Source organism: Paenibacillus sp. FSL R5-0914 (assembly GCF_038004525.1).
Classification (GTDB): domain Bacteria; phylum Bacillota; class Bacilli; order Paenibacillales; family Paenibacillaceae; genus Paenibacillus_AQ.
This window is the reverse complement of sequence record NZ_JBBORH010000001.1, coordinates 2,190,263-2,213,689: the sequence shown is the minus strand read 5'-3', so window position 1 is coordinate 2,213,689 and position 23,427 is coordinate 2,190,263. Positions and strand designations below refer to the sequence as shown.

The 23,427-nt window shown below is 49.4% G+C and carries 15 protein-coding genes; 6 read left to right on the top strand and 9 right to left on the bottom strand.

The features are described 5' to 3' along the window. Positions 1–305: 305 nt before the first annotated feature. Positions 306–2,234 (top strand): glycosyl hydrolase family 18 protein, encoded by a 1,929-nt coding sequence (locus MKX60_RS09725; protein WP_076286054.1) that lies wholly within the window; start codon positions 306–308, stop codon positions 2,232–2,234. Between the two features lie 78 nt (positions 2,235–2,312). Further along, positions 2,313–4,535, top strand: coding sequence for a glycosyl hydrolase family 18 protein (locus MKX60_RS09720; protein ID WP_341059637.1), 2,223 nt, complete (start codon positions 2,313–2,315; stop codon positions 4,533–4,535). A gap of 118 nt (positions 4,536–4,653) precedes the next feature. Here the strand turns inward: MKX60_RS09720 and MKX60_RS09715 are convergent, their stop codons facing one another. The 3 genes from MKX60_RS09715 to MKX60_RS09705 all read right to left on the bottom strand — a co-directional run bounded on the left by MKX60_RS09715 (position 4,654) and on the right by MKX60_RS09705 (position 7,341). After that, entirely contained in the window at positions 4,654–5,295 is a 642-nt protein-coding gene (locus tag MKX60_RS09715; protein WP_076286053.1) for an XTP/dITP diphosphatase, read from the bottom strand. Position 5,296: 1 nt separating this feature from the next. After that, positions 5,297–6,055, bottom strand: coding sequence for a ribonuclease PH (gene rph / locus MKX60_RS09710; RefSeq protein WP_042130710.1), 759 nt, complete (start codon positions 6,053–6,055; stop codon positions 5,297–5,299). A 164-nt stretch (positions 6,056–6,219) separates the two neighbouring features. Beyond that, on the bottom strand, positions 6,220–7,341 hold the full coding sequence (locus tag MKX60_RS09705) for a GerMN domain-containing protein (RefSeq protein ID WP_179085838.1): 1,122 nt from the start codon (positions 7,339–7,341) through the stop codon (positions 6,220–6,222). Between the two features lie 272 nt (positions 7,342–7,613). Here MKX60_RS09705 and MKX60_RS09700 point away from each other — a divergent pair, with 272 nt between their 5' ends. Next, a complete protein-coding gene (locus tag MKX60_RS09700) occupies positions 7,614–8,222 on the top strand; it encodes a phosphatidylglycerophosphatase A family protein (protein ID WP_076286050.1) in 609 nt (202 codons plus the stop codon). A 759-nt stretch (positions 8,223–8,981) separates the two neighbouring features. On the opposite strand, the gene MKX60_RS09695 is transcribed toward MKX60_RS09700, so the two are convergent. The 5 genes from MKX60_RS09695 to MKX60_RS09675 all read right to left on the bottom strand — a co-directional run bounded on the left by MKX60_RS09695 (position 8,982) and on the right by MKX60_RS09675 (position 16,208). After that, the gene (locus MKX60_RS09695; RefSeq protein ID WP_341059633.1) at positions 8,982–10,091 is read right to left on the bottom strand and encodes an MBL fold metallo-hydrolase; all 1,110 of its coding nucleotides are present in this window, start codon (positions 10,089–10,091) and stop codon (positions 8,982–8,984) included. Beyond that, complete coding sequence (locus MKX60_RS09690; RefSeq protein ID WP_076286049.1) at positions 10,092–10,826, bottom strand: class I SAM-dependent methyltransferase; 735 nt, start codon at positions 10,824–10,826, stop codon at positions 10,092–10,094. 154 nt (positions 10,827–10,980) lie between these two features. Next, positions 10,981–12,672: a glycoside hydrolase family 13 protein gene (locus MKX60_RS09685; RefSeq protein WP_341059632.1), complete on the bottom strand. Its 1,692-nt coding sequence runs from the start codon at positions 12,670–12,672 to the stop codon at positions 10,981–10,983. A gap of 71 nt (positions 12,673–12,743) precedes the next feature. After that, on the bottom strand, positions 12,744–14,393 hold the full coding sequence (locus MKX60_RS09680) for a response regulator (protein ID WP_076286047.1): 1,650 nt from the start codon (positions 14,391–14,393) through the stop codon (positions 12,744–12,746). Next, positions 14,394–16,208, bottom strand: a complete 1,815-nt coding sequence (locus MKX60_RS09675) for a sensor histidine kinase (RefSeq protein ID WP_076300463.1) — start codon at positions 16,206–16,208, stop codon at positions 14,394–14,396. Positions 16,209–16,545: 337 nt separating this feature from the next. Between MKX60_RS09675 and MKX60_RS09670 the strand changes: the two genes are divergently transcribed. From MKX60_RS09670 to MKX60_RS09660, 3 genes are all read left to right on the top strand, one after another. Continuing rightward, on the top strand, positions 16,546–17,910 hold the full coding sequence (locus MKX60_RS09670; protein ID WP_076286045.1) for an ABC transporter substrate-binding protein: 1,365 nt from the start codon (positions 16,546–16,548) through the stop codon (positions 17,908–17,910). A gap of 254 nt (positions 17,911–18,164) precedes the next feature. Then, positions 18,165–19,049, top strand: a complete 885-nt coding sequence (locus MKX60_RS09665; protein ID WP_341059631.1) for a carbohydrate ABC transporter permease — start codon at positions 18,165–18,167, stop codon at positions 19,047–19,049. 25 nt (positions 19,050–19,074) lie between these two features. After that, a complete protein-coding gene (locus MKX60_RS09660; protein WP_081393202.1) occupies positions 19,075–19,965 on the top strand; it encodes a carbohydrate ABC transporter permease in 891 nt (296 codons plus the stop codon). 73 nt (positions 19,966–20,038) lie between these two features. Here the strand turns inward: MKX60_RS09660 and MKX60_RS09655 are convergent, their stop codons facing one another. Further along, positions 20,039–23,422 (bottom strand): beta strand repeat-containing protein, encoded by a 3,384-nt coding sequence (locus tag MKX60_RS09655; RefSeq protein WP_341059630.1) that lies wholly within the window; start codon positions 23,420–23,422, stop codon positions 20,039–20,041. Positions 23,423–23,427 lie beyond the last annotated feature (5 nt).

Here is a 23,427-nt window from a genome sequence, read left to right as displayed (position 1 = left end):
TAATCCTAATTATTGAACTCCAAACCCACTCTTCTACTCACCTTACACCCCTTCAACAATGTTACATCTACAATTTTATCAAAAAGGAATCCTTAAAACAGCAGTTTAGAAAGCGCTTACTTATTGTGTGAGCTTTATGTGGACCGCTATTTTTTTGCTGCTAAATCTATGAAATGGGTGTCAGTAGAATGAGAGATATGCAAGGGTGAAGGTACAGGTGAATTTCAAATTATGGGAGGTGAAGGTAGGGTTTCTTGCCGAAAAGAATTTCGAACTACACATTGAACCTTGGAGGTATAAAATCAATGATATTCACGAAAAAAAGTTCACGTAAGACCTTTGCGATCGCGATGATCGCCGCGCTTGTTCTTACACTTTTTTCAGCCCTGGGTAGTAGTGCCAAAACGGCCAACGCCGCACAGGATTATAAACTGGTTGGTTATTACGCTTCTTGGGCCGCTTACGGGCGGGCTTACAATGTATCAGATATCGATCCCACCAAAATGAATGTCATTAACTACGCCTTCGCAGATATTTGTTGGAATGGCATTCACGGCAACCCTGACCCTACCGGCCCTAATCCGGTAACATGGAGCTGTCAAAATGAGCAAGCACAGACCATTAACGTTCCGAACGGCACGATTGTGCTGGGTGACCCGTGGATTGACACCGGAAAGAGCTTTGGGGATGACAAATGGGATGATCCCATCAAAGGTAACCTGAAGCAGCTGTGGAAGCTGAAAGAAAAGAACCCGAACCTGAAAACATTGATCTCCGTTGGAGGCTGGACCTGGTCGAACCGTTTCTCGGATGTGGCGGCTACGGCCGTAACCCGTGAGGTTTTTGCCAACTCTGCGGTAGACTTTATTCGTAAATATAAAATGGACGGAGTCGATCTCGACTGGGAGTACCCAGTCAGCGGTGGGCTTGCAGGCAACAGCTACCGTCCCGAAGACAAGGAGAACTATGTCCTTCTTCTGCAAAAAATCCGTGAAAAGCTAAATGCTGCCGGTCAGACCGACGGAAAAACCTATCTGCTGACCATTGCTTCCGGTGCAGGACCAACATATGTCAATAACAATAACCTTGCTGGCATTGCTTCCATTGTTGACTGGATCAATATTATGACCTATGACTTCAACGGAAGCTGGAATAAGACTACAGGTCACAATGCTCCTTTGTACTATGATCCAGCCGCATCTTCATCAGGCCTGACCGAACCGCAAAACTTCAACATCGACAAAGCGGTAACCAGCTATTTAGCCAATGGCGTACCTGCGAACAAATTAGTTCTTGGTATGGGATTCTATGGCCGTGGTTGGGGAGGTGCTCCTGCAGCAGGAAATGGCCAATACCAATTGTCCGCTGGTATTTCGTCCACAGGTACATGGGAGAAGGGAAGCTATGATTTCTACGACCTCGAAGCTAATTATATTAACAAAAACGGCTATACCCGTTATTGGAATGACACTTCAAAAGTGCCTTATCTCTATAATCCAACGAACCAAACTTATATCAGCTATGACGACGTAGAATCTTTTGGCCATAAGATCAGTTATCTCAAATCAAAAGGCCTAGCGGGTGCCATGTTCTGGGAGACAAGTGGTGACCGGAACAAAACACTGACCAACAAGCTGAACGCCGACCTTGGCGGAGGAGTGGTACAGCCGACACCGACACCAACCGCAACAGCAACTCCCACACCATCGCCTACGGCAACCGCAACTCCAACCGCAACTCCGACTCCTACGGTAACTCCAACACCAACGGCTACTCCAGGACAATGCGCAGCGGCGTGGAACCAGACTGCCGTATATACTGGCGGCCAGCAAGTTTCTTACAACGGTTCAGTCTATGAAGCTAAGTGGTGGACTCAAGGCGATCGTCCCGACCTTAGCGGTGCTGCTGGAGTCTGGAAATTCATCAACGTATGCGGGACAGCAACTCCGACTCCGACGGCAACAGTGGCACCAACCGCAACTCCCACACCAACGGCCACTGTAACACCGACAGCAACAGTAGCACCAACCGCAACAGTAGCACCGACAGCAACTCCGGCTCCAACCGCAACTGTAGCACCGACCCCTGGGAGTTCTAGCTGGATTGCAGGAACCGCTTACAAAACGGGTGATATCGTTATCTACAACGCCAAAACGTATACTTGCCTCCAGCCCCATACTTCACTTCAAGGCTGGGAACCAGCGACCACACCCGCACTTTGGAAGCTGAATTAAGACTCATTATTAACGCGAAAGGATCACCGTTCCTAATCTACTCCCGCAGTTATATTATCCCTTTTGGAGGAATGTTAAATGAACATAAGTACACGTAATAGGCGAAGTAAATCCGCACGCTACATTGCGGCCTTAATGAGCGCCATCATTCTGCTTCCGCTATACACAAGTGCAGGTGGATCGTCGCAAGTAGTCTTAGCAGCAGGGACGACGCCTACTGCTCCAGCTCCGGCTGCAGATCATCCGCGTAAAATTGTAGCTTACTTCCCGGAGTGGGGAGATCAGGAGAACAAAGGATTTTATACTGTCGATAAAATACCGTGGGGCAAAATCACTCACATTAACTATGCGTTCGCCAAGGTAAACCCTCAAACGAACAAGATTGATCTGATGGACCGTACAGCAGCTATCGAAAAAGACTACCCTGACCAATTAACTAATTTGCCGTATAAAGGACATTTTAATCAACTCGTAAAGTATAAGCAGTTATACCCCGATGTCCGCACCCTGATTTCGGTTGGTGGTTGGTCGGGTTCTGGTGGTTTTTATAACATGGCCAATTCGGAAGCTGGCCGCGAGACCTTTGCCAACAGTGTTGTGGATTTTCTACGTACCTACCAATTCAACGGTGTGGACATTGATTGGGAGTACCCATCCGGTACTGGTCAATCAGGTAACCCGAATGACTTCGGTGTGGCTGAGCCGCTGCGCACAGTGAATTACAACAACTATGTTCTCCTCATGAAAAAGCTTCGTGAAAAGCTGGATCAGGCAGGCGCACAGGACAATCAGAAATATGACCTAACCATTGCCGCAACCGCCTCCTCTTGGATTCTGGGCGGAATGAAGCTAGGGGAAGCCAACCAGTATTTGGACTGGGCGAACCTTATGACCTATGATTTCCACGGCGCTTGGAATGGATATGTTGGGCCGCATTCCGCCCTGTACCCGGATTCTCGTGATACTGAAACAGCTGCGCTGGGCACTCCGGTTCTGAATACCGACTGGGCCGTTCGATACTATTTGGGTACGCTTCCTCCGGAAAAAATCGTCATCGGAGTTCCTTATTACTCACGTGGCTGGAAGAATGTAAATGGAGGCATCAACAACACCGGTCTTTATGGTACAGCTCCTACAACCGGAGGTGGAGCCGACGGCGTATACGGAATCTGGAATGATCCTGCACCAGAGCAGCCGGCTGGCGCAAATCCAATCTGGCATGTGCTGAATCTGCTCAAAGATCCAGCGAACAAACGTTATTTCGATCCTGTTACCAAAACTCCATACTTGTTCAACGCAGACAAGAAGGTCTTTCTTACGTATGAAGATAAGGAGTCACTCGGCTACAAACTGGATTATATCAAGCAAAAAGGCTTGGGAGGGATGATGTTCTGGGAACTGACCGGCGACTACTCTGAAAAGAGTGATGGCACTTACACGTACGGCAACTCGTTGACCGATTTTGCCTATGACCAGCTTAAGACAGCCTCTCTGCCAGGTGGAACTCCGAAGCCACAACTACCTGCACCTACGAACTTCAGTCTTAGCTTCAGTGGCGCTTACGATCATCCGAATTATACCTACTCCCTGAAAATAACGAATAACACAGGCGCGGATATCTCCGGTGGCTGGAAGCTGGAATTCGATCTACCGACAACAACAACCCTGACTTCTGCATGGGGAGCAGGAACTGTAGAGCAAATCTCGACGGCTTGGGACTTTAACCGCTATCGTATTACCGGAACGGCATCCCAAACGATTGCAAACGGAGCCACATTGGAAGTTCCGGGCATGATGAAGCTGAATTTCTCGGGAGGTCCGCAGCGAATTACGCTGAACGGAAGCTCGTCCCAGCAGGAATACGACAAACTGTATGGAGGTATCACTCCAACGCCTACACCTACTCCAACAGCGACACCGACACCGACAGCAACACCAACGGCGACGCCAACCGCAACGCCAACACCGAAGCCCACTGTAACACCGACGCCGACTGCAACCATAGCACCTACTCCAACACCAACCGTTGCACCAACGCCGACACCAACTATAGCACCTACTCCAACGCCAACCGTTGCACCAACGCCGACACCAACTACAGTACCTACTTCAACACCAACCGTAACACCAACGCCAACTGCAACACCGAGTCCGGGAATATCTGCCTGGGCAGCAGGTGTAGCATACAAAGCGGGTGATAAGGTTAGCTACAACGGGTTAACGTATACATGTCTGCAGCCCCACACTTCACTTCTGGGCTGGGAACCGACAGCAACACCTGCACTCTGGAAGCTGAACTAATCCATTAATATGATAAGTTTCACCTAATAAACCAAAAGAAGCTTGCAAACCAAGATATGTATCTTGGATTTGCAAGCTCTTTATTTTATCTCTCATGCGACCGCATGGAGCGCTTAGATTAGGAATTCAAGTCATCTGCAGCTGCCAGCTTCTCAGTCAGCGACCTTAGCGCAGTTCCTCGGTGGCTAATCCGCTGCTTCTCTTCGAGCGTTAGCTCGGCCATTGTCTTTTCATATTCCGCCAAGTAAAACAACGGATCGTATCCGAAGCCTCCACCACCAGCAGGTTCGGATGTGATCCATCCCTCCACTGCACCTTCAGCGGTTAACTCCCGTCCTGAGCTTGGATCGTATAAGGACAATGTACAGACAAACCGAGCTGTACTTAGCAAAGGCTGTCCGGTATCCTCGCCCTGTTTTAGCTTCTCAAGTTCGCTAAGCAGCTTCAGATTGTTCTCTTCATCTCCTGCATTTTCCCCTGCGTAACGTGCAGAGTACACACCCGGTTGGCCATCCAAAGCGTCTACGCAAAGACCCGAATCATCAGCGAGTACCGGGATTCCCAGGGCATCGCCTACGGCTTTGGATTTTTTAAAGGCGTTCTCGGCAAAAGTGGCTCCGTCTTCCACCACATCGGGCAGATCCGGATAGTCGTACATACTTTTCACTGTCAGCCCTAGCGGGGCAAAAGCATGCTCGAATTCGCGTACTTTCCCCTTATTCTTCGTCGCAACAATAAGAATACCGCCGTCAGACTTCATGCTACACCTCTTGGCCCGGCTGGCCGGAAGGGATTTTGAGAGCAATCGCTCCAAGCGCTTCTTTCTGCGCAGCAATCAGTTCATAGATTCCCTTCTCACCTAGACCCAGCAAAAGGTCCAGCTCTTGACGAGTGAACGGTCTTTCTTCGCCAGTCCCTTGAAGTTCAACAAAGGCACCGCCGCCAGTCATAACTACATTCATATCTACTTTTGCTTTGGAATCTTCTTCATAATTCAAATCGAGCAGCGTTTTATCCCCTACAACACCGACACTGATTGCCCCCAAGAAATCTGTTATAGGAAACACAGGCAACTTGTGCTGAAGTGCAATTTTGTTAATAGCAAATGCCATAGCAACAAAAGCACCTGTAATCGAAGCGGTCCGCGTACCACCATCCGCCTGAATCACATCACAGTCCAGCGTAATACTACGCTCGCCTAACGCTTGTAAATTCACTACGGAACGAAGCGCTCGTCCGATCAGCCGTTGGATCTCCATAGTCCGTCCGGTAAGCTTACCACGTGCAGCTTCACGCTGATTACGGGATTGAGTTGCCCGAGGAAGCATCGAATATTCAGCGGTTACCCAGCCTTTTCCTTGCCCTTTAAGAAACGGAGGCACTTTTTCCTCCACAGTAGCCGTACAAATGACTTTGGTATCTCCCATTTCAATGATCACGGAGCCCTCAGCATATTTATTCGTTTGGGTTGTTATTGTCAGCGGCCGTAATTGGTCGTCGTTTCGCCCGTTTGATCTCATCTTTTCTGCCTCCTACATCGTATAGCTAAAAGTTTAGCGTGAGTCCCATTTCCCCGTCATAAATACCGAGTAGCACAATGCTTGGGACGTAACGTCTTTTTGAGCAACTTTTATTCTACCAAAGAGGAGGCACAAAAGCATCTTTTAAACCTTACAGGGTCATTCTATAACGGGATCTCATTCAAATATTCAGGTGCGGAAACAGGTTTGCTGTAGTCCACATTATCTGTATCCGTAATCGATTCCTTGCCGTTTAAGCGAATTTGTACCAGAGAATCATCCGAATTTTGCGCAACCGTCAGTACGACCGATTCCAGCATTTCAGCGGGTACACCTTTACCATCTGTGAACATATCATCCGTCAAGGACACGGTAACTACACCGTTCTGCCCAGCATCAACGGAATCAAGTATCGTTCCCTGTGTCATGACCATTTCCAGCCCATTTCCGGATTCAGGACCTGCAATCAATTCGTTCAAAGCAGCGGTCAGCTGTTCTTGTCCGGCGGGTACAAAGCGGGTTACAGGTACATAATATTGGATACCGTCAGGAGATGTTGTGGAAAAATAAACAGTAACCGCACTGGAGTTCATCAGAAGTGGACCTTGCTTCGGCAAGTTTATGCCCATTGTGCGGGATAATGGACGATCCAGCGGAGTTCCTTGAAGCGGCATCTCTGTGAGCTTTTTACCATCTACCCAGAGTTGTACGCTTTTAATGTCATCTTGACCGGTCAGCGTCCAAGTGATAGCTTCGAGGATTTTACGTTCCTCTAAAGGATCATAGTTATTGAATTCTGAATTAAATTCGACAACAGCTGAGTTCGACTTGTCTATCGTAATATTTTTGACTTCCGTTCCAGCTGGAAGAATGCCTTGGAAACCTTCAGGCACTGATGAGGCATATTCTCCCTTGCTCACTAATGCCATTAACGAGTTTTTGAGTGCGCTGGAATCTTTGCTCTTTGGCAAGCTTAGGGATACAGGAGCGAGTAATCCATTACCATCTTCCAAAAATACAGTTGTGCGATCTCCGGAAGCATTGCCCTGTGAAGTTTTGGTGCTGCCTTTAACCGCTGTCTGTGTATCATCCTGTGTCACAGGACCGAATACACCTGAATCCAACGTAGTATTTCCACTAGTCTGTAACATTTGTGCTTCAACCTCTGGTGGCGGAGCATCAATCGATGCCGATTCTGAACCAAACAGCCCACAGCCGGACAGTGCCAGTGGAACTGCGAGTAAGCATACTGCGGAGATTCCGCGGATTTGTTGCATAGGTTTCATCATTTATTACCCCTTTCAAGGTTAGATATCATTTGTACTGCTATGTATACGAGACCTTTGTCCAAAAAATAACAACAGCTTATCCTAAATTGTTGGAAAAGCCTGTGAACTACTTCTTCATCTCAAGTAGGGCCTGGATTTCAGTTCGCTGAAACTTCCCTCGCTGGACAAATACTTCCAGTAAACGTACAATCTGAGGTAACAACAGTCCTTAACATCATACTAACGTTTGCTGTAATGAAATGACTTACTAAACAACGAGGTGACTGAACATGGCTGATGACAAAATCGAAAAAATTCCGTACAGTCTGAACAGCAAGGCCGTCGCAGATGCGACCAAATTCTGGCTGAACAAGCGTGGAGTAACCCTGGAAGAAATCGCGGAACTCGTTATGTTCCTGCAACAGAAATACTATCCGAATTTAACGATGGATGAATGTATCCATAATGTAGAGATGGTGCTTAGCAAGCGAGAAGTACAAAATGCTGTACTAACAGGCATTCAATTAGATGTAATGGCAGAAGAGGGCAAGCTGTTCTCCCCACTTCAAGATATGATCGAAAATGATGAGGGATTGTACGGCGTAGATGAGATTCTTGCCTTCTCTATCGTGAACGTATACGGCAGTATCGGATTTACCAACTATGGCTATGTGGACAAGCTGAAGCCAGGCGTTCTTCAAAGGTTAAATGACAAAAGTACCGGACAAATCCACACCTATCTCGACGACATCGTTGGAGCCGTGGCGGCGGCAGCCAGTAGCCGAATCGCACACCGCAAGCAAGCGGAGCGCGAAATTGAGCTGGATCTGCCTCACACACCAGAGGATCGAGAAGAGGCCGCTAGGAAACTTGCGGAATATGATGAAACTCCGGAGTGAGGAGTTTTAGGTACACCTGAATGATGAGTTTCAGATCGACTATATGAAACTCTGAGGAAAAAGCGATTGTTTCACAGCCCTGCGGGCTGTTGAGACAATCGCTTTTTTGTGGGTAGCGGACGAGGAGTTCTACGATGGTGCTTCTGCTATGGGGGTTCTACGGTGGGGGTTCTACAGGAGCTCGTTGCCTATAGGGAAATCCTCCCTATAAAATAACGATTTTGGCTCAAATCCAGAGATTATACGGAATTCTTCCCTATAATCTCTATGAAAATCTCAATTTATAGCCAAATCAGTAGAATTATAAGGAGAAATTCCCTATAAACAGATTTAGAATCATTAAATCCAAAATTATAGGGTGAAATTCCCTTTAATAGCTACCAACAGTTAGTTACTCTACATAAGAAGCGTTTCGCACACGTTGTCGGACTCAGCAGACGCTATACTCTTAAATCGCCCTAAATTTGAACACTTACGGTCTCCAGAGATGCTATTCGCTCAAAAATGACCCAAAACACTACTCTGTACAAGTAATAACGCCTTTCCGGTCCGATACTAACCTCAAAAGCTCAAAATCAACGAATAGCGTCATCTGAGTCCGAATACATACGCTAACGCATGAATATGAAAGCGATCGAAGGATGAATAGAGGGACGGAGGGACAAGGTTACTCAAATACAAAAAGAGCAGTCCCCACAATGCAGGACTGCTCTTAAACTTTATACTCATCTACTTCACTTCGATCTTGCAAGATACTCTCTAGCTAATATGTTCTCCAACACTTTCAGCTGCGTCGAACAAGAAACCGCCGTCTGCCTCCAGCATGACTGCCCGTCCCCGGCGCACTAATTCCGCCAAATGCGCCAGGGTCTCACTCATCGCAAAGCGCATCTGATGAACAGTCGTTACTCGGCTGCGAAACAGGAATTCGCACACCGCGAATCCGCTGAGCGGACCGCTGGTGAGCAGCGCCGCCGCTGTATCCAGCCGCTCCTCATGATGAGCGAGCAGGCTGCTTACCCGGTGCGCGAAGCCAGCGAAGGGCTCGCGATGACCCGGGAACGCCATGCTGACCGGGTAGCTGCCCAGTTCCCGCAGCCCCTGAAGGAACGTCTGCAGCGGCTGTGGATCGCTGCCTGGCAGTAGGCTGACATTGGGCGAGATCTGCGGGAGCACAGCGTCCCCACAGATCATAAGCCCGCTGTCAGCATGATACAGGCTCACATGCCCCGGTGCATGTCCGCCGGTAATAATGAGCTGCCATTCACGGTCGCCCATCTTGAAGGGCTCCGCCACATTGAAATAAGAAACGGCAGGCTGCGGCTCCACTTGGGAATTAAAGCTTTCCAAGTGGGCTTTAATCCCGTTCGACCACTGCTCCGTCATCCCATGCCGGATGAAATAATCCGGTAAGATCTCATTTATGCCTACATCATTGTCTACGCCATTTCCCGTATCTTCATCCATGTCATTCCCCTGATCTTCACCAGTGCCCAAGCCCCACATCAACCTAGCCTCCGCATGGGCGCGCTCCGTCATCCACACCTTACAGCCACTCTGCGACTGCAGCCAGCCGGCTAATCCGTAATGATCGGGATGGTGATGCGTAACGACGATATCCCGTATATCCATCCACGACAAGTCCAGCTCCTGCAAAATCCCGAGCCAGCAATTCTCTGTATCCGGGCTACGCGGACCTGGATCGATAATAGTTACTCTACCATCTTCATCCGAGAGGATATAGCTGTTCACTTGACGAAGAGGCGAGTCCATGGGTACCGAGACTTGGAGAATGTTCTTGTCCCATGAAGTAATCTCTGCCTTAGACATAGAGCGTTCACCACCTTTAAATCTTTTTCCGGAAACCATTTAGGGACGTGTTCCACCAAAGATCATCCGCGTGGACCTTTCTGCATCATAAACCTCATCTTCATAGCTGCCATGTACAGCTTCGAGCTGCAAGCCCGCTTTCTCAATCATTTCCTTGAACTCCTCCAGTGAATAAAGCTTCACACGCTCATGATATTGACGAGGCGTAGGGTCATTCTTAGTAGTTAGAATGATGTCCTTCTTCACATAACCATCCTCAATTCGGCGTGACTCATCTATCAAATTCTCTCCGTCCTCACGCGTAGAATGCGGTACCAGATGACGAATCACATGCGCAGGATTCAAAAAATCAATAACGAACTTGCCACCTGGCTTCAGCAGACGATAGATTTCACGCAGAACCTTTACTTGCTCCTCATCTTTTTCAAAATAACCAAAAGAAGTGAACAGATTAACTACGGCATCGAATCCTCCATCTAGTGGTAAATCACGCATGTCGGAACGGATCCAGGTTACCTTCTCCGCCCCGACTTGAGATCGAGCTTCACGCAACAAGACCTCCGACAAATCCACTCCGGTAACCTCGTATCCTTCCTTCGCAAGTGCCAGAGAATGACGTCCCATCCCACAACATAAATCCAGTACTTTCGAACCTGGAGGCAGTCTCAGCCAGGCGATCATCTGATCTACTTCTTTACGTGCTCCACCGAAATCCCGGTGCTTATATACGATCAGATAGTCCTCACCAAAGCTCTTTTCATACCATTCAGTCATGTTGTCTCTCCTCTCCTCCTACAGGCGTCATCCCGCAACTCCACTTCATGTATGCTAATGTATCGCCATTGTACAGTCTTTTGCTGACAAACTCAAAGAAGAGTCATCATCTTGACCTCTTGGGCTTTAATGACAACTCTTATTGAAACTTCCTTTACACACGCTGCTGCAAATAGACCCTTGCTTCATAAGGACGAAGCTTGAAAGAACGAATATCCTGATCTTTTGACTGCGGGTAATTACTGATTAATAGCTCCAGCTGATCTGGATCGAACCCCGCTGGCCATTCGAATTCAGGCTCTCTATCAAAAAAATTCAAAATAACCAACAATCGCTGATCCTCTAAAGTTCGGGTATACGCATAAATCTCAGTATGCTCTGCAAGCAGTAGCTCATATGAGCCGTACACAATCACCTTGTATTTTTTTCTTAACGCTATCAGCTGTTTATAGTAGTTGTAGATAGAATCCGGATCTTTAACCGCATTGCCAGCATTAATCTCCATATGGTTGGAATTCACTTCAATCCAGGGCGTCCCTGTTGTAAAACCACCTGCATGTCCATCGTCCCATTGCATGGGGGTACGGGCATTGTCCCGGCTTTTATGATGAATCGCAGACATAATCTGCTCTTCTGGAACACCGTTTTTTCGCTTTTCTTCATAATAATTAAGTGTCTCCACATCCCGGTATTCATCAATGGAATCGAAACAGACATTCGTCATGCCGATTTCTTCTCCTTGATAAATGTAAGGAGTGCCTTCCAGCATATGAATGAAGGTCGCTAGCATTTTTGCAGAAGGAATCCTGTAAAAGAGATCGTTCCCAAAACGAGACACCGAACGCGGCTGATCATGGTTACATAAATAGTTCGCATTCCAGCCTCTCTCATGTAAAACTGTCTGCCAGCTACTCATGATCTTTTTCAGTTCAAGTAGACTCCAGGGAACCACATCCCATTTCCCACTACCCGGCGAAGCGGCATCCAGAAACATATGTTCAAACTGAAAAGTCATATTCAGCTCCCGGCGTCCGTCACCTACATAATCCAGCGCCTGCTCTGGTCCGAGTCCCGAGGTTTCTCCTACCGTCATAATATCGTAGAAATATAACACCTTATCGTATAGATTCTGTAGCAAGGTATGCACATCCTCCAGATTGGAGAACATACCATAGGCCCTTACCGTAGGTGTTCCGTTCGGGTTGTCTGCATCTGGATACCCTTTCGTCTTCACGATATGTGCAATCGCATCAAAACGAAATCCATCCACACCCTTCTTCAGCCACCACTCCACCATTTCATGCAGCTTATCAATGACCACAGGATTCTCCCAGTTCAGATCGGGCTGGTATTTGGAGTAGAGATGTAGATAATATTCATCCGTCCGCGGATCAAGCTCCCATACCGAGCCACTGAAATAAGACTCCCAGTTGTTCGGGGGGCCGCCATTTTTACCTTTTCGCCAAATATAATAGTCCCGTTTAGGATTGTCCTTCGAAGACCTGGATTCTACAAACCAAGGATGCTCATGTGACGTGTGGTTCAGAACCAAATCCATCATCAGCTTCATTCCACGTGCGTGCAACTCCCTGAGCAACCGGTCAAAATCATCCATCGTACCGAATTCCTTCATAATGTCACAGTAATCACTGATATCATACCCGTTATCATGGTTAGGTGATTTATAAATAGGACAGACCCAGATCACATCTACACCTAGGTCCTGTAAATAATCCAGTCTGGATATAATACCTTGCAAGTCTCCAATCCCATCTCCGTTACTGTCCATGAAGCTGATCGGATAAATCTGATACACGACGCTTTCTTTCCACCATTTGGGGTTCATAACTCGGTTACCTCCTATTTAGCTATATGTAGAGTTTAACCACACAGAGCCTAGTAGATAACAAATCCCCCCTACTTCCCTAATCCCTTTTGATATTGTGAAGGTGTAAGTCCAGTCCATTTTTTAAAAGTAGCACTGAAGTGACGCTCTTCACCGTACCCTACCAATTTTGCAACGGCGTACATCTTTAGATTTTGGCGGAGCAGCTTTTTCGCTTCTTCTACCCGGTATTGGTGCAAGTAATCGAGAAAATTCACACCAAGCTCCTGACGGAAAAGTGAGCTTAAATAAGTATTAGAAACATAGGCTTCTTTCGCGACATACTCTAGTGTCAGATTGGTATTGTATTTATTGCGGATGATCTCCATAGCAGTGACTACTGTGCGATGTAGTGGACGATGTTTAGAAAAAGCCTCCACCACATTCTGCATGACCTTATTCAAAATCGTAGACAATTCTTCCAACGTCTCTATCTGTGGAGCCTGCTCCATCCAATTGACCAAATGCTGCTTCCATTCGAAGCCAGCGACTTGTTTTTCCTGCGCCAGTCTCTTTAATCGAACTACAAAAGCAGTTGCCCGAATATTCACTTCTTGTTTAAGACATCCCGGATTGCTACGAAAACGATCCAGCCATTTCTCCAGCAGATCGAGTGCGAGCTCATTGCTCCCAGCCCCCACCGCCACAAGCATTTCATCCTCCAGCACATTTAATTTAGAATCATCTAAGATCCCGATTTCCTGTGGAGCGCCACCTATAACTCCCGTTCCTTCTGTATAGTAATAGACACCGCCTTTTCCGTTCAAAAATCGCGATTCCATCGCCTGAAGGGCTTCTTTATACGACAGATGCGCTTCAGAAATATCCGAACGACAGGAGCCAACGGCAATACTGATTGACAGTTTGAGATATTTCTCCAAATTACTCTGCAGCTTCTCAATCTGCTCTTTCAATTGGAGGGGTGCTCGGTAAGGCTTGCGAGAATCGGTTCCAGCTAATCCGCTGCCAATCCATAGCAAGTTATTGCCATCATGAAAAGTCTCTATTTTTCCTCTATAGATAGGCGACAAGGTCTCACTGATAATATTTAACGCTGCGTAACGTAGAAGTACAAAATCCTGTCCTGTTCCTGTAGCGGAGGGTGGATCAAAATCAAAGCTGACCAGACCAATTTGTGGTCCTTCAAAGCCAATCGCCATAGATAACTCTCCGATCAGCTCCTGTCGCCGTTCTAGCGGAACCGGGGGATGATAAATCCATTGAGACAGAACCTGGCTTTTGACAAGCGGTGCATTTTTATGCCAAGAACGATCTCTTTTAAGCTGTTCATCCTCCTGATATCGTTGTCTTTCAATAAGTTCCTTGGCCTTCAGTACCGTCTTCAGAATTTCCTCAGGTCGGCATGGCTTCAGCACATAATCAACAACACCCAGGGAGATCGCTTGCTTCGCATAAGAAAACTCGTTATACCCGGATAAAATAATCGACCGAAAGCCGTAACCTCTACGCCGTGCGACTTCAATCAGCTCGAGACCACCCATTTGTGGCATACGAATATCCGTTAACAAAAGATCGGGCTGTTCATTCTCCATCAAAGCCAGCGCTTCACTTCCGTTCCCCGCCTCACCCATGACCTCAATCTCATGTGACTTCCAATCAATCATATTCACAATGCCCTCACGGATCGTATCTTCGTCTTCAGCAATCAGCAGCTTCATCATTTATGGCCCCTCCACAGTGATATGAATAATAATACGTGTGCCTGCCCCTTCCACACTCTCTAGTTGTAAAGAGGCTCCTGCAAAAAATAAGGCCAGTCGTTCCTGCACATTCATGAGCGCAAATCCTGTGCGTCCAACATTGTCTTCCTCAGGTAAAGAATTTCCCCTTGCTAAACGTTGATGAAGCTCTAGAAGTCTATCTGCCGTGATCCCTGCACCATTATCCTGTACCTCAAGCACAATAGTCTTCTCTATACGGTAAGCTCGAACGGATATCAGCCCACTTCCAGACAGCGGCTCAATCCCGTGAATCACTGCGTTCTCGGCTAGTGGCTGCAGCAGCAGCTTTGGTACTGTGAAATCCTTGATACTCTCATCCAGAGAAATTTCGAATTCAAAACGCTCCTTAAAGCGATTTTTCTGAAGGAACAAGTAATTGGTCACCAGCTCTACTTCCTGCTCCAAAGTAAACGTATCCCGTCCATCATTTAAGCTCAGTCGGAACACTTGAGAGAGAGAATACACCATATCGGCAATTTCTTTATCTCCCTTCTTCTCAGCTTCCCAACAGATTGTATTTAACGTGTTATATAAAAAGTGAGGCCTGATTTGAGCTTGAAGCGTTTTCAACTCTGCCTCCTGTTGCTTCATTCTTGAGGCGTATACATCATTGATGAGCGATTTAATCCGCTGCACCATTAGATTATAACCATGCCCGAGTAAGCCGATCTCGTCATTTCCTTCAAAAAATACCCGCTGCGTAAAATCACCTGTCTGCAGTCTGCGCATCGAACGGGAAAGCTTCTTCAGTGGTTTCGTGATAGCGGCAGCTGCCAGCCAGGTAACCATTAGGCTAACTACTAAACACAGAACAGCAATCGTCATCGTGACCTGTAAAATCTGACCGAGCTCTTTAACAAGCTGCCGCTTGGAATGAGCCACCACCACATACCAGCCTGTCGTCTCCGACTGCAGATGCGACACAATCCACTGTTTATGATCCGCTGTAAATTCCAGCCTTTTTTTCACAGTCAGCTTAGGGTCGCTGTCCGCAAAATACGGAAGTTCCAGATCTCTTTTGCCAATCCAGCTCGGATTCGAAGCCGTAATAATCAGCCCATCCCGATCAATTACGAACATATCTACATCATCTTCAGCATTGTCGAGATATTGGCTCCCAATCTTCCCTGCATCCACACCGATCACAGCGAGTCCTGCCGGCTTTAAGGTGTAAATATTCATGATGATTCTGGAAAGCACAATCTTATGATAATGATCGCCTACAAAAATGCCGTCAGTCGGCCTGGAGAGTCCAAAGGTTGGGCTACCTGCTGCTTTAATAGCTTCTTTATAATACGAGGTTTTGATAAAATCTGAGTACTTCATACCTGTCGTCAATCCTGCCTGATTCGCAGCAAAAGGCTCTGCTCCATTGTTATCGTCTAAAGAATACAGAATCAGCGATTGAATTGAATTGCCTGCAACCATAAGATTGGTAACGGTCTTAAATACAGAATTACGTTCCTTTTGTGCTTCAGACGATGCTAAGAGCCGCTGCACACTTTCATCCAGAAAGAGTGTATTCGAAAAAGAAATCATGCCTCGCACCATCTCATCGATCTGCTCTGCTGTTTTTTTGGTAAGATGATCCTGCGACTGTTTCATTTTCTCCACCACCTGCTGTGAAGAGATCTGATACGAGTTCCAGCCCATAGCGAATATGGTCACCAGAAGCAGGGGGACGAACCATAACAACAGCTTAAATTGGAGCGGAAGATGGCGATAACGGCTGACTAAGCGAAAGTTTCGATTCATGAGAACCACCTTCTTATATAATAGAAAGATGTGTAAAGCAAGTATAACTGAAATCATTACACCCTGAACCGGCTTTTTACATTCGCTAAAAAATGCCTACATCATTCTTAAATATGAACCATGTTTCTATTAGCCAGAAACTCTTAAGATGAGGATGCAAGCAAAAACGCCTTCGACGTCTCTTATAGACGGTCAGCGTTTATGCGAGAAATATAAGGATAATGTATAGCGTGAAACTTATACATTCTTATATTTCAAGAAGAAACGACGTTGTCGTCTTCCTTGATGGATAACAATCGTTTCTTCAAAATACATCATTCTAAAAGGTGGGTCTTTGATGAAAAGTAAAGGTATCAAGCTAATGCTTATGAGTCTAATGCTTCCAGCTCTGCTTGCAGGCTGCGGTGGCGGAAATAACAATGCGAAAGCTACAAACGCTCCTGCAAATGACAAAGCCGAAGCTACTGCCGAGGCCACAGCGAACGCACCAGCCGAAAAAATTACACTGAAGTTCTTCACCGCACTTGCGGATCGGGCAAACGGTTCAGGCAAGGTGGAGCAAGACATTATCGACGCTTATATGAAAGAGCACCCTAACGTCAAGATAGAAGTGGAAGCGCTTCAAGATGAACCTTATAAATCAAAAATCAAAGTATATGCTTCCAGTAATCAGATGCCTGATATCATTCAAGCTTGGGGTCAGCCTTCTTTCCTGAGTCCTCTGCTCGATAATGACTTACTGCTTGAACTGAACAGCGCTGACTTCGAAGGTGATCAGTTTGTTTCTGGTTCCATGGACGGCTTCAGCAAAGATGGCAAACTGTATGGATTGCCACGTAGTGCCGACTATATGGTTATGTTCTATAACAAGAAAATCTTTGCTGACAACGGCATCGAGGTTCCAAAGACTACTGCTGACCTGCTCGCAGCTGTCAAAACATTGCGTGCCAACAAGATTAACCCTATCGCTATGAATGGTATGGACGCATGGACGCTGCCAATCTGGTATGAGTTTGTGGCTCAACGTCAAAATGGTGATTTTAATAAGATGGATGAAGCTGTTGCTCGTAAAATATCCTTTAATGATCCTAGTCTTGTTGCAGCTGCAACTGAAATGCAAGATTTCGCAAATGCTAAAGGTTTTGCCGACGGCTGGCTGACCGCCGATTACGGTGCAGCGCGTAACTTGTTCGGACAAGGACAAGCCGCTATGTTCTTTATGGGCGCTTGGGAGTCTGGCCTAGCTACAGATGTGAACTTCTCTGAAGAATTCCGCAATAATGTAGGCGCATTCGCCTTCCCTGGTTCAGATAAAGGTAAATCAACGGATGATGCTGCTTGGTACGGTGGTGGATATGCAGTAAGTAAAAACTCCAAGCATCCTGAAGCTGCTGTTGATTTCTTGAAATATTTCTTCGCTCCTGAGAACTGGTCCAAGATGTTATGGCAAGCTGGCGCGGGTACACCTGCGCAAAAATTCGATGAATTCTTGACTGGTAATGAAACTCAACTCCAAAAAGAACTAGTCGATGTCTTCAGCTCGATGACCTCTTCTAGCGGAACTCCGCTACAGGATATTGGTAACGACGAGTTCAAGCAAAAGGTAATGGAAGCTCACCAAAGTTTACTCTCCGGTGCTATGAATACAACGGAATTCGCCAAAGCGCTTGACGCTGCATCTGATAAATTGGCTGGTAAATAAACTCTAATACTACTAAGTACATGAATGACGGCGCTTCTGATTTAACATCATAAATAGTGGCGTACAACCCCCGACTTCCCCCAGAGGTCGGGGGTTTGTTGTTTGAGCATAAGCACCTTCGACATTAGAGAAAATTATCATTCCATAATTTAAAAAATGTGTACAATCATCTGAAATATACGGCATGTTCCAGGGTCTGGCTTCCCGTTACGATGGTAGTAGATAGATTACTCTTTCAAAGGACGGAGATTTCCATGCACAGAGTGTTAAGCGACAAAAAAGCGATATTCCTACTCATCGCACCCGGGCTATTCCTGTTTGCTTTTATGATTTGCATCCCTATCTTCATGAGCGCTTATTACGGCTCTACGGACTGGGGCGGGATCGGCAAGTACAATTTTATCGGCTTTGATAACTATCGCGAAATCCTATTTCATGACAAAGTATTCTGGACCTCGCTGGGCAATGCCCTGTTACTAACCGCTGCCACTGTATTCTTACAGCATCCCTTTGCTATTCTCATAGGGATATTCCTGACCAATTCCGGTAAATACGAAAAAATATTCCGGACGATCTTTTTTATCCCCGCGGTAATTTCTGTTGTAGTTACAGCCAAGCTGTGGAGCGGGATTTTCCATCCCAATTACGGATTGCTTAACAAGTTGCTTAGCGGCGTTGGGCTGGATTCACTCACACATGATTGGCTTGGAGATCCGAAGACAGCGATCTGGTGCATCATCATTGTTGTAATGTGGCAAGGTTTTGGATACGCACTGCTGCTATATTATTCAGGTCTGCAAGGCATTCCAAGTGATCTAAGCGAAGCCGCAAAGATCGATGGCGCGAACAACTATACCCTCTACACGCGCATCATCATGCCGCTTCTTTCGCCTATGATGCGAGTTGCCATTATCATCGCGGTTACAACCTGTCTTAAGCAAATGGAAACCGTGTTCTTAATGACCAACGGTGGCCCGGCTAATAGCACGCAATTCTTAGGAAACTACCTTTACAAAACCGCCTTCTCCTCGTCGCTATACGGCTACGGTAATGCCATATCCATCCTATTCATTGTGTTCTGCCTTGTACTGACCGTAATACTCAACAAGGTTCTGAAGAAAGATATCGGAGAGTTTTAGAATCCCTGTAACCGGAGGAAATCATATGAATAATTCATTAGCACCTGCCGCTTCGCCCCTCAATCTGAAGCTTCATAAACAGAAGCGCAGTAAACCTACAACTGGCAAAATCCTAATGATGGTGTTTCTTTGTCTCATTGCTTTGATTCAGTTATTTCCGCTCATCTGGCTGATCGATTACTCCCTGCTAAAGAGTGGTGATTTTTTCGGAAGCTCTTTTCTGAAATGGCCATCCCCTCCGCAATGGGAGAATTATAGAAACGCTTTTACCTATGGGCGTGTACCACGCTATTTTGCCAACAGTCTTATCATTACAGTAATTACCGTTGCGCTGTCCGCACTAGTGTCACTGATGATGGGGTATGCGTTCACCCGTATGAAATGGAAGCTAAGTGGTATCGTGTTGTCACTTATCATGATGGGCATGATCATTCCCATTCACGCGACACTGCTGCCGAACTTTATTCTGTTTAACAAGCTCGGAATGCTGAACAATATGTACACACTGATTCTGCCTTATTCGGCTATTGTCATCCCAATGAGTGTGCTCATCATGACTGGTTTTCTAGAGACCATCCCTCGTGCGATTGAAGAGTCGGCGGTTATCGATGGCTGCGGCATTTACGGTGTGATCTTCCGCATCATCTTCCCTATTACGAAACCCGCATTAGCTACCATCTGTGTACTCAATTTCATCAGCACATGGAATGAATTTATTATGGCGAACACCTTCCTCACCTCGGAGGATCTCAAAACCATTCCGTTCTCCATTATGAAATTCGCCGGAGAATACTCGTCCAACTACGGTGCTCAGTTCGCTGTTATGACGATCATTGCGATTCCAACCATCCTGATCTATCTGCTCTTCACAGAACAGATGACTAAGGGAATTACCGCCGGGGCGGTTAAGGGCTAACACAAAAAGCGTGGAGAACTCTAATAGAGTCCTGCACGCTTTTTTAATGCTGAAGAATCTATTTCTTTGTTGCCTAGCTTAATTGCTTTAAAACTATAGAAGCATTGACGTTTGCCTGAGTGCCTCCCGCCAATGTCTGTAAAGTAACTGCAGCAGCTGAACTATGATTTCTCAGCGTAAGAACATCGCCCGACGAGAGAGCGAGTATCGCCTGCCCATTAGTTTGCTGAGTGCCAGCACCTGAACCATATACTGTACCTGCAGCCTCGGCGCCATTTAAGAATAATGCGAATTGATTGGGTTCCACACCTGAAACTGAAAAATCAACCTCATAATTACCCGTATTAGTAACCGAGATTGTAGTGGTCCCAGGGGCATGTGTAATTCCAGGTGTTAGAAGTCCATTTGTATCAAAAGAGACATCCGCCTCTATTGGAACCACCTGAGCCCCTAAATTATAAACATACCCGAACTGAGCTATTCCGCCTGGGGCACCTGTAGCTCCCGTGACTCCGGCTACTCCGGCGGGGCCCGTCGTTCCCGTGACTCCCGCTACTCCAGCTGGACCCGTCGTTCCCGTGGCTCCGACTGCTCCAGCGGGGCCCGTCGTTCCCGTGACTCCGGCTACTCCGGCGGGACCCGTCGTGCCTGTGACTCCCGCTGCTCCCGTCGGCCCCGTCGTTCCCGTAGCTCCTACTGCTCCGGCAGGACCCACATCTCCCACGGGGCCCGTCGTTCCTGTGGCTCCCGCTACTCCGGCGGGGCCCGTTGCTCCCGTGACTCCGTCTGCTCCGGCGGGGCCCGTCGTTCCCGTGGCTCCGGCTGCTCCGGCGGGGCCCGTTGCTCCCGTGACTCCGTCTGCTCCGGCGGGGCCCGTCGTTCCCGTGGCTCCCGCTACTCCAGCTGGGCCCGTTGCTCCCGTGACTCCGGCTACTCCAGCGGGACCCGTCGTCCCCGTGGCTCCGGCTGCTCCGGCAGGGCCCGTCGTTCCCATGGCTCCAGCTACTCCGGTGGGGCCCGTCGTTCCCGTGGCTCCCGCTGGGCCCGTTGCTCCCGTGACTCCTGCTACTCCAGCGGGTCCGACATCTCCCGCGGGACCTGTTGCTCCCGTGACTCCGGCTACTCCAGCTGGACCCGTCGTTCCCGTGGCTCCCGCTTGGCCCGTTGCTCCCGTGACTCCAGCTACTCCTGCCGCACCCGTCGTTCCTGTGACTCCGGCTACTCCGGCGGGACCCGTCGTTCCCGTGACTCCAGCTGCTCCCGCAGAGCCCGTCGTTCCCGTCGTTCCCGTGGCTCCCGCTACTCCGGCGGGGCCCGTCGTTCCCGTAACTCCGGCTACTCCCGCGGAGCCTGTCGTTCCTGTGGCTCCGGCAGGACCCACATCTCCCACGAGGCCCGTTGCTCCCGTGACTCCAGCTACTCCCGCGGGGCCTGTCGCTCCTGTGACTCCGACTACTCCTGCGGGGCCTGTCGTTCCTGTGACTCCGGCTACTCCTGCCGCACCCGTCGTTCCCGTGGCTCCGGCAGGACCCACATCTCCCACGGGGCCCGTTGCTCCCGTGACTCCAGCTACTCCTGCCGCACCCGTCGTTCCTGTGACTCCGGCTACTCCGGCGGGTCCCGTCGCTCCCGTGACTCCAGCTACTCCTGCCGCACCCGTCGTCCCCGTGACTCCAGCTGCTCCCGTGGAGCCTGTCGTTCCCGTGACTCCAGCTACTCCCACGGGGCCCGTTGCTCCCGTGACTCCAGCTACTCCTGCCGCACCCGTCGTTCCTGTGACTCCGGCTACTCCGGCGGGACCCGTCGTTCCCGTGGCTCCGGCTACTCCGGCGGGACCCGTCGTTCCCGTGGCTCCGGCTACTCCCGTGGAGCCTGTCGTTCCTGTGGCTCCCGCTATTCCCGCGGGCCCCGCCGTTCCCGTGGCTCCCACTGCTCCAGCTGGACCCGTCGTTCCCGTGACTCCAGCTACTCCAGCTGGACCCGTCGTTCCCGTGACTCCGGCTACTCCGGCGGGGCCCGTCGTTCCCGTGACTCCCGCTACTCCAGCTGGGCCCGTCGTTCCAGTGGCTCCCACTGCTCCAGCTGGGCCCGTCGTTCCAGTGGCTCCCGCTACTCCCGCGGGCCCCGTCGTTCCCGTGGCTCCCACTGCTCCAGCTGGGCCTGTCGTTCCCGTGGCTCCCACTACTCCCGCTTGGCCCGTCGTTCCCGTGACTCCAGCTGCTCCGGCAGGGCCCGTCGTCCCCGTGGCTCCTGCTATTCCAGCGGGGCCCGTCGTTCCCGTGACTCCAGCTGCTCCCGTGGAGCCTGTGGTTCCCGTGACTCCAGCTACTCCCGCGGGGCCCGTCGTTCCCGTGGCTCCCACTGCTCCAGCGGGGCCCGTCGTTCCCGTGACTCCAGCTGCTCCCGTGGAGCCTGTCGTTCCCGTGACTCCAGCTGCTCCCGTGGAGCCTGTCGTTCCCGTGACTCCAGCTACTCCAGCTGGACCCGTTGCTCCCGTGACTCCGGCTACTCCCGCGGGACCCGTCGTCCCCGTGGCTCCGGCTACTCCCGCGGGACCCGTCGTCCCCGTGGCTCCAGCTACTCCCGCGGGGCCTGTCGTTCCCGTGACTCCAGCTACTCCCGCGGGACCCGCCGTTCCAGTGGCTCCGGTTGCTCCCGCGGAACCCGTCGTTCCAGTGACTCCGGCTACTCCGGTCGGACCCGTCGTTCCTGTGACTCCAGCTACTCCTGCCGGGCCCGTCGTTCCCGTGATTCCCGCTACTCCGGCGGGGCCCGTCGTTCCCATGGCTCCCGCTACTCCCGCGGGGCCCGTCGTTCCCGTGGCTCCAGCTGCTCCCGTGGAGCCTGTCGTTCCCGTGATTCCCGCTACTCCGGCGGGACCCGTCGTCCCCGTGTCTCCCGCTACTCCAGCGGGGCCCGTCGTTCCCGTGGCTCCAGCTGCTCCCGTGGAGCCTGTCGTTCCCGTGGCTCCAGCTGCTCCCGTGGAGCCTGTCGTTCCCGTGATTCCCGCTACTCCGGCGGGACCCGTCGTCCCCGTGTCTCCCGCTACTCCAGCGGGGCCCGTCGTTCCCGTGACTCCCACTACTCCCGCTGGGCCCGTCGTTCCAGTGACTCCAGCTACTCCCGCGGGGCCCGCCGTTCCCGTGGCTCCGGTTGCTCCAGCGGGGCCCGTCGCTCCCGTGGCTCCCGCTACTCCGGCGGAGCCCGTCGTTCCCGGGACTCCAACTGTTCCTGCGGGACCCGTCGTTCCCGTGACTCCGGTAGGGCCCGTTACTCCAGCGGGGCCCGTTGCTCCAGTGATGCCGCGGGTGCGATTATTAGCACATTTCTTTTTGATGATTTTTCGCTTACAACAATAGTTCTTTGAAGAACATTTTTTAACCAAATGATATTTTCTTTTTGACGGAGAATCATTTTTTTTGCAGCTTTTCTTAGACATATGATTGGAATGGCCCATTTTTA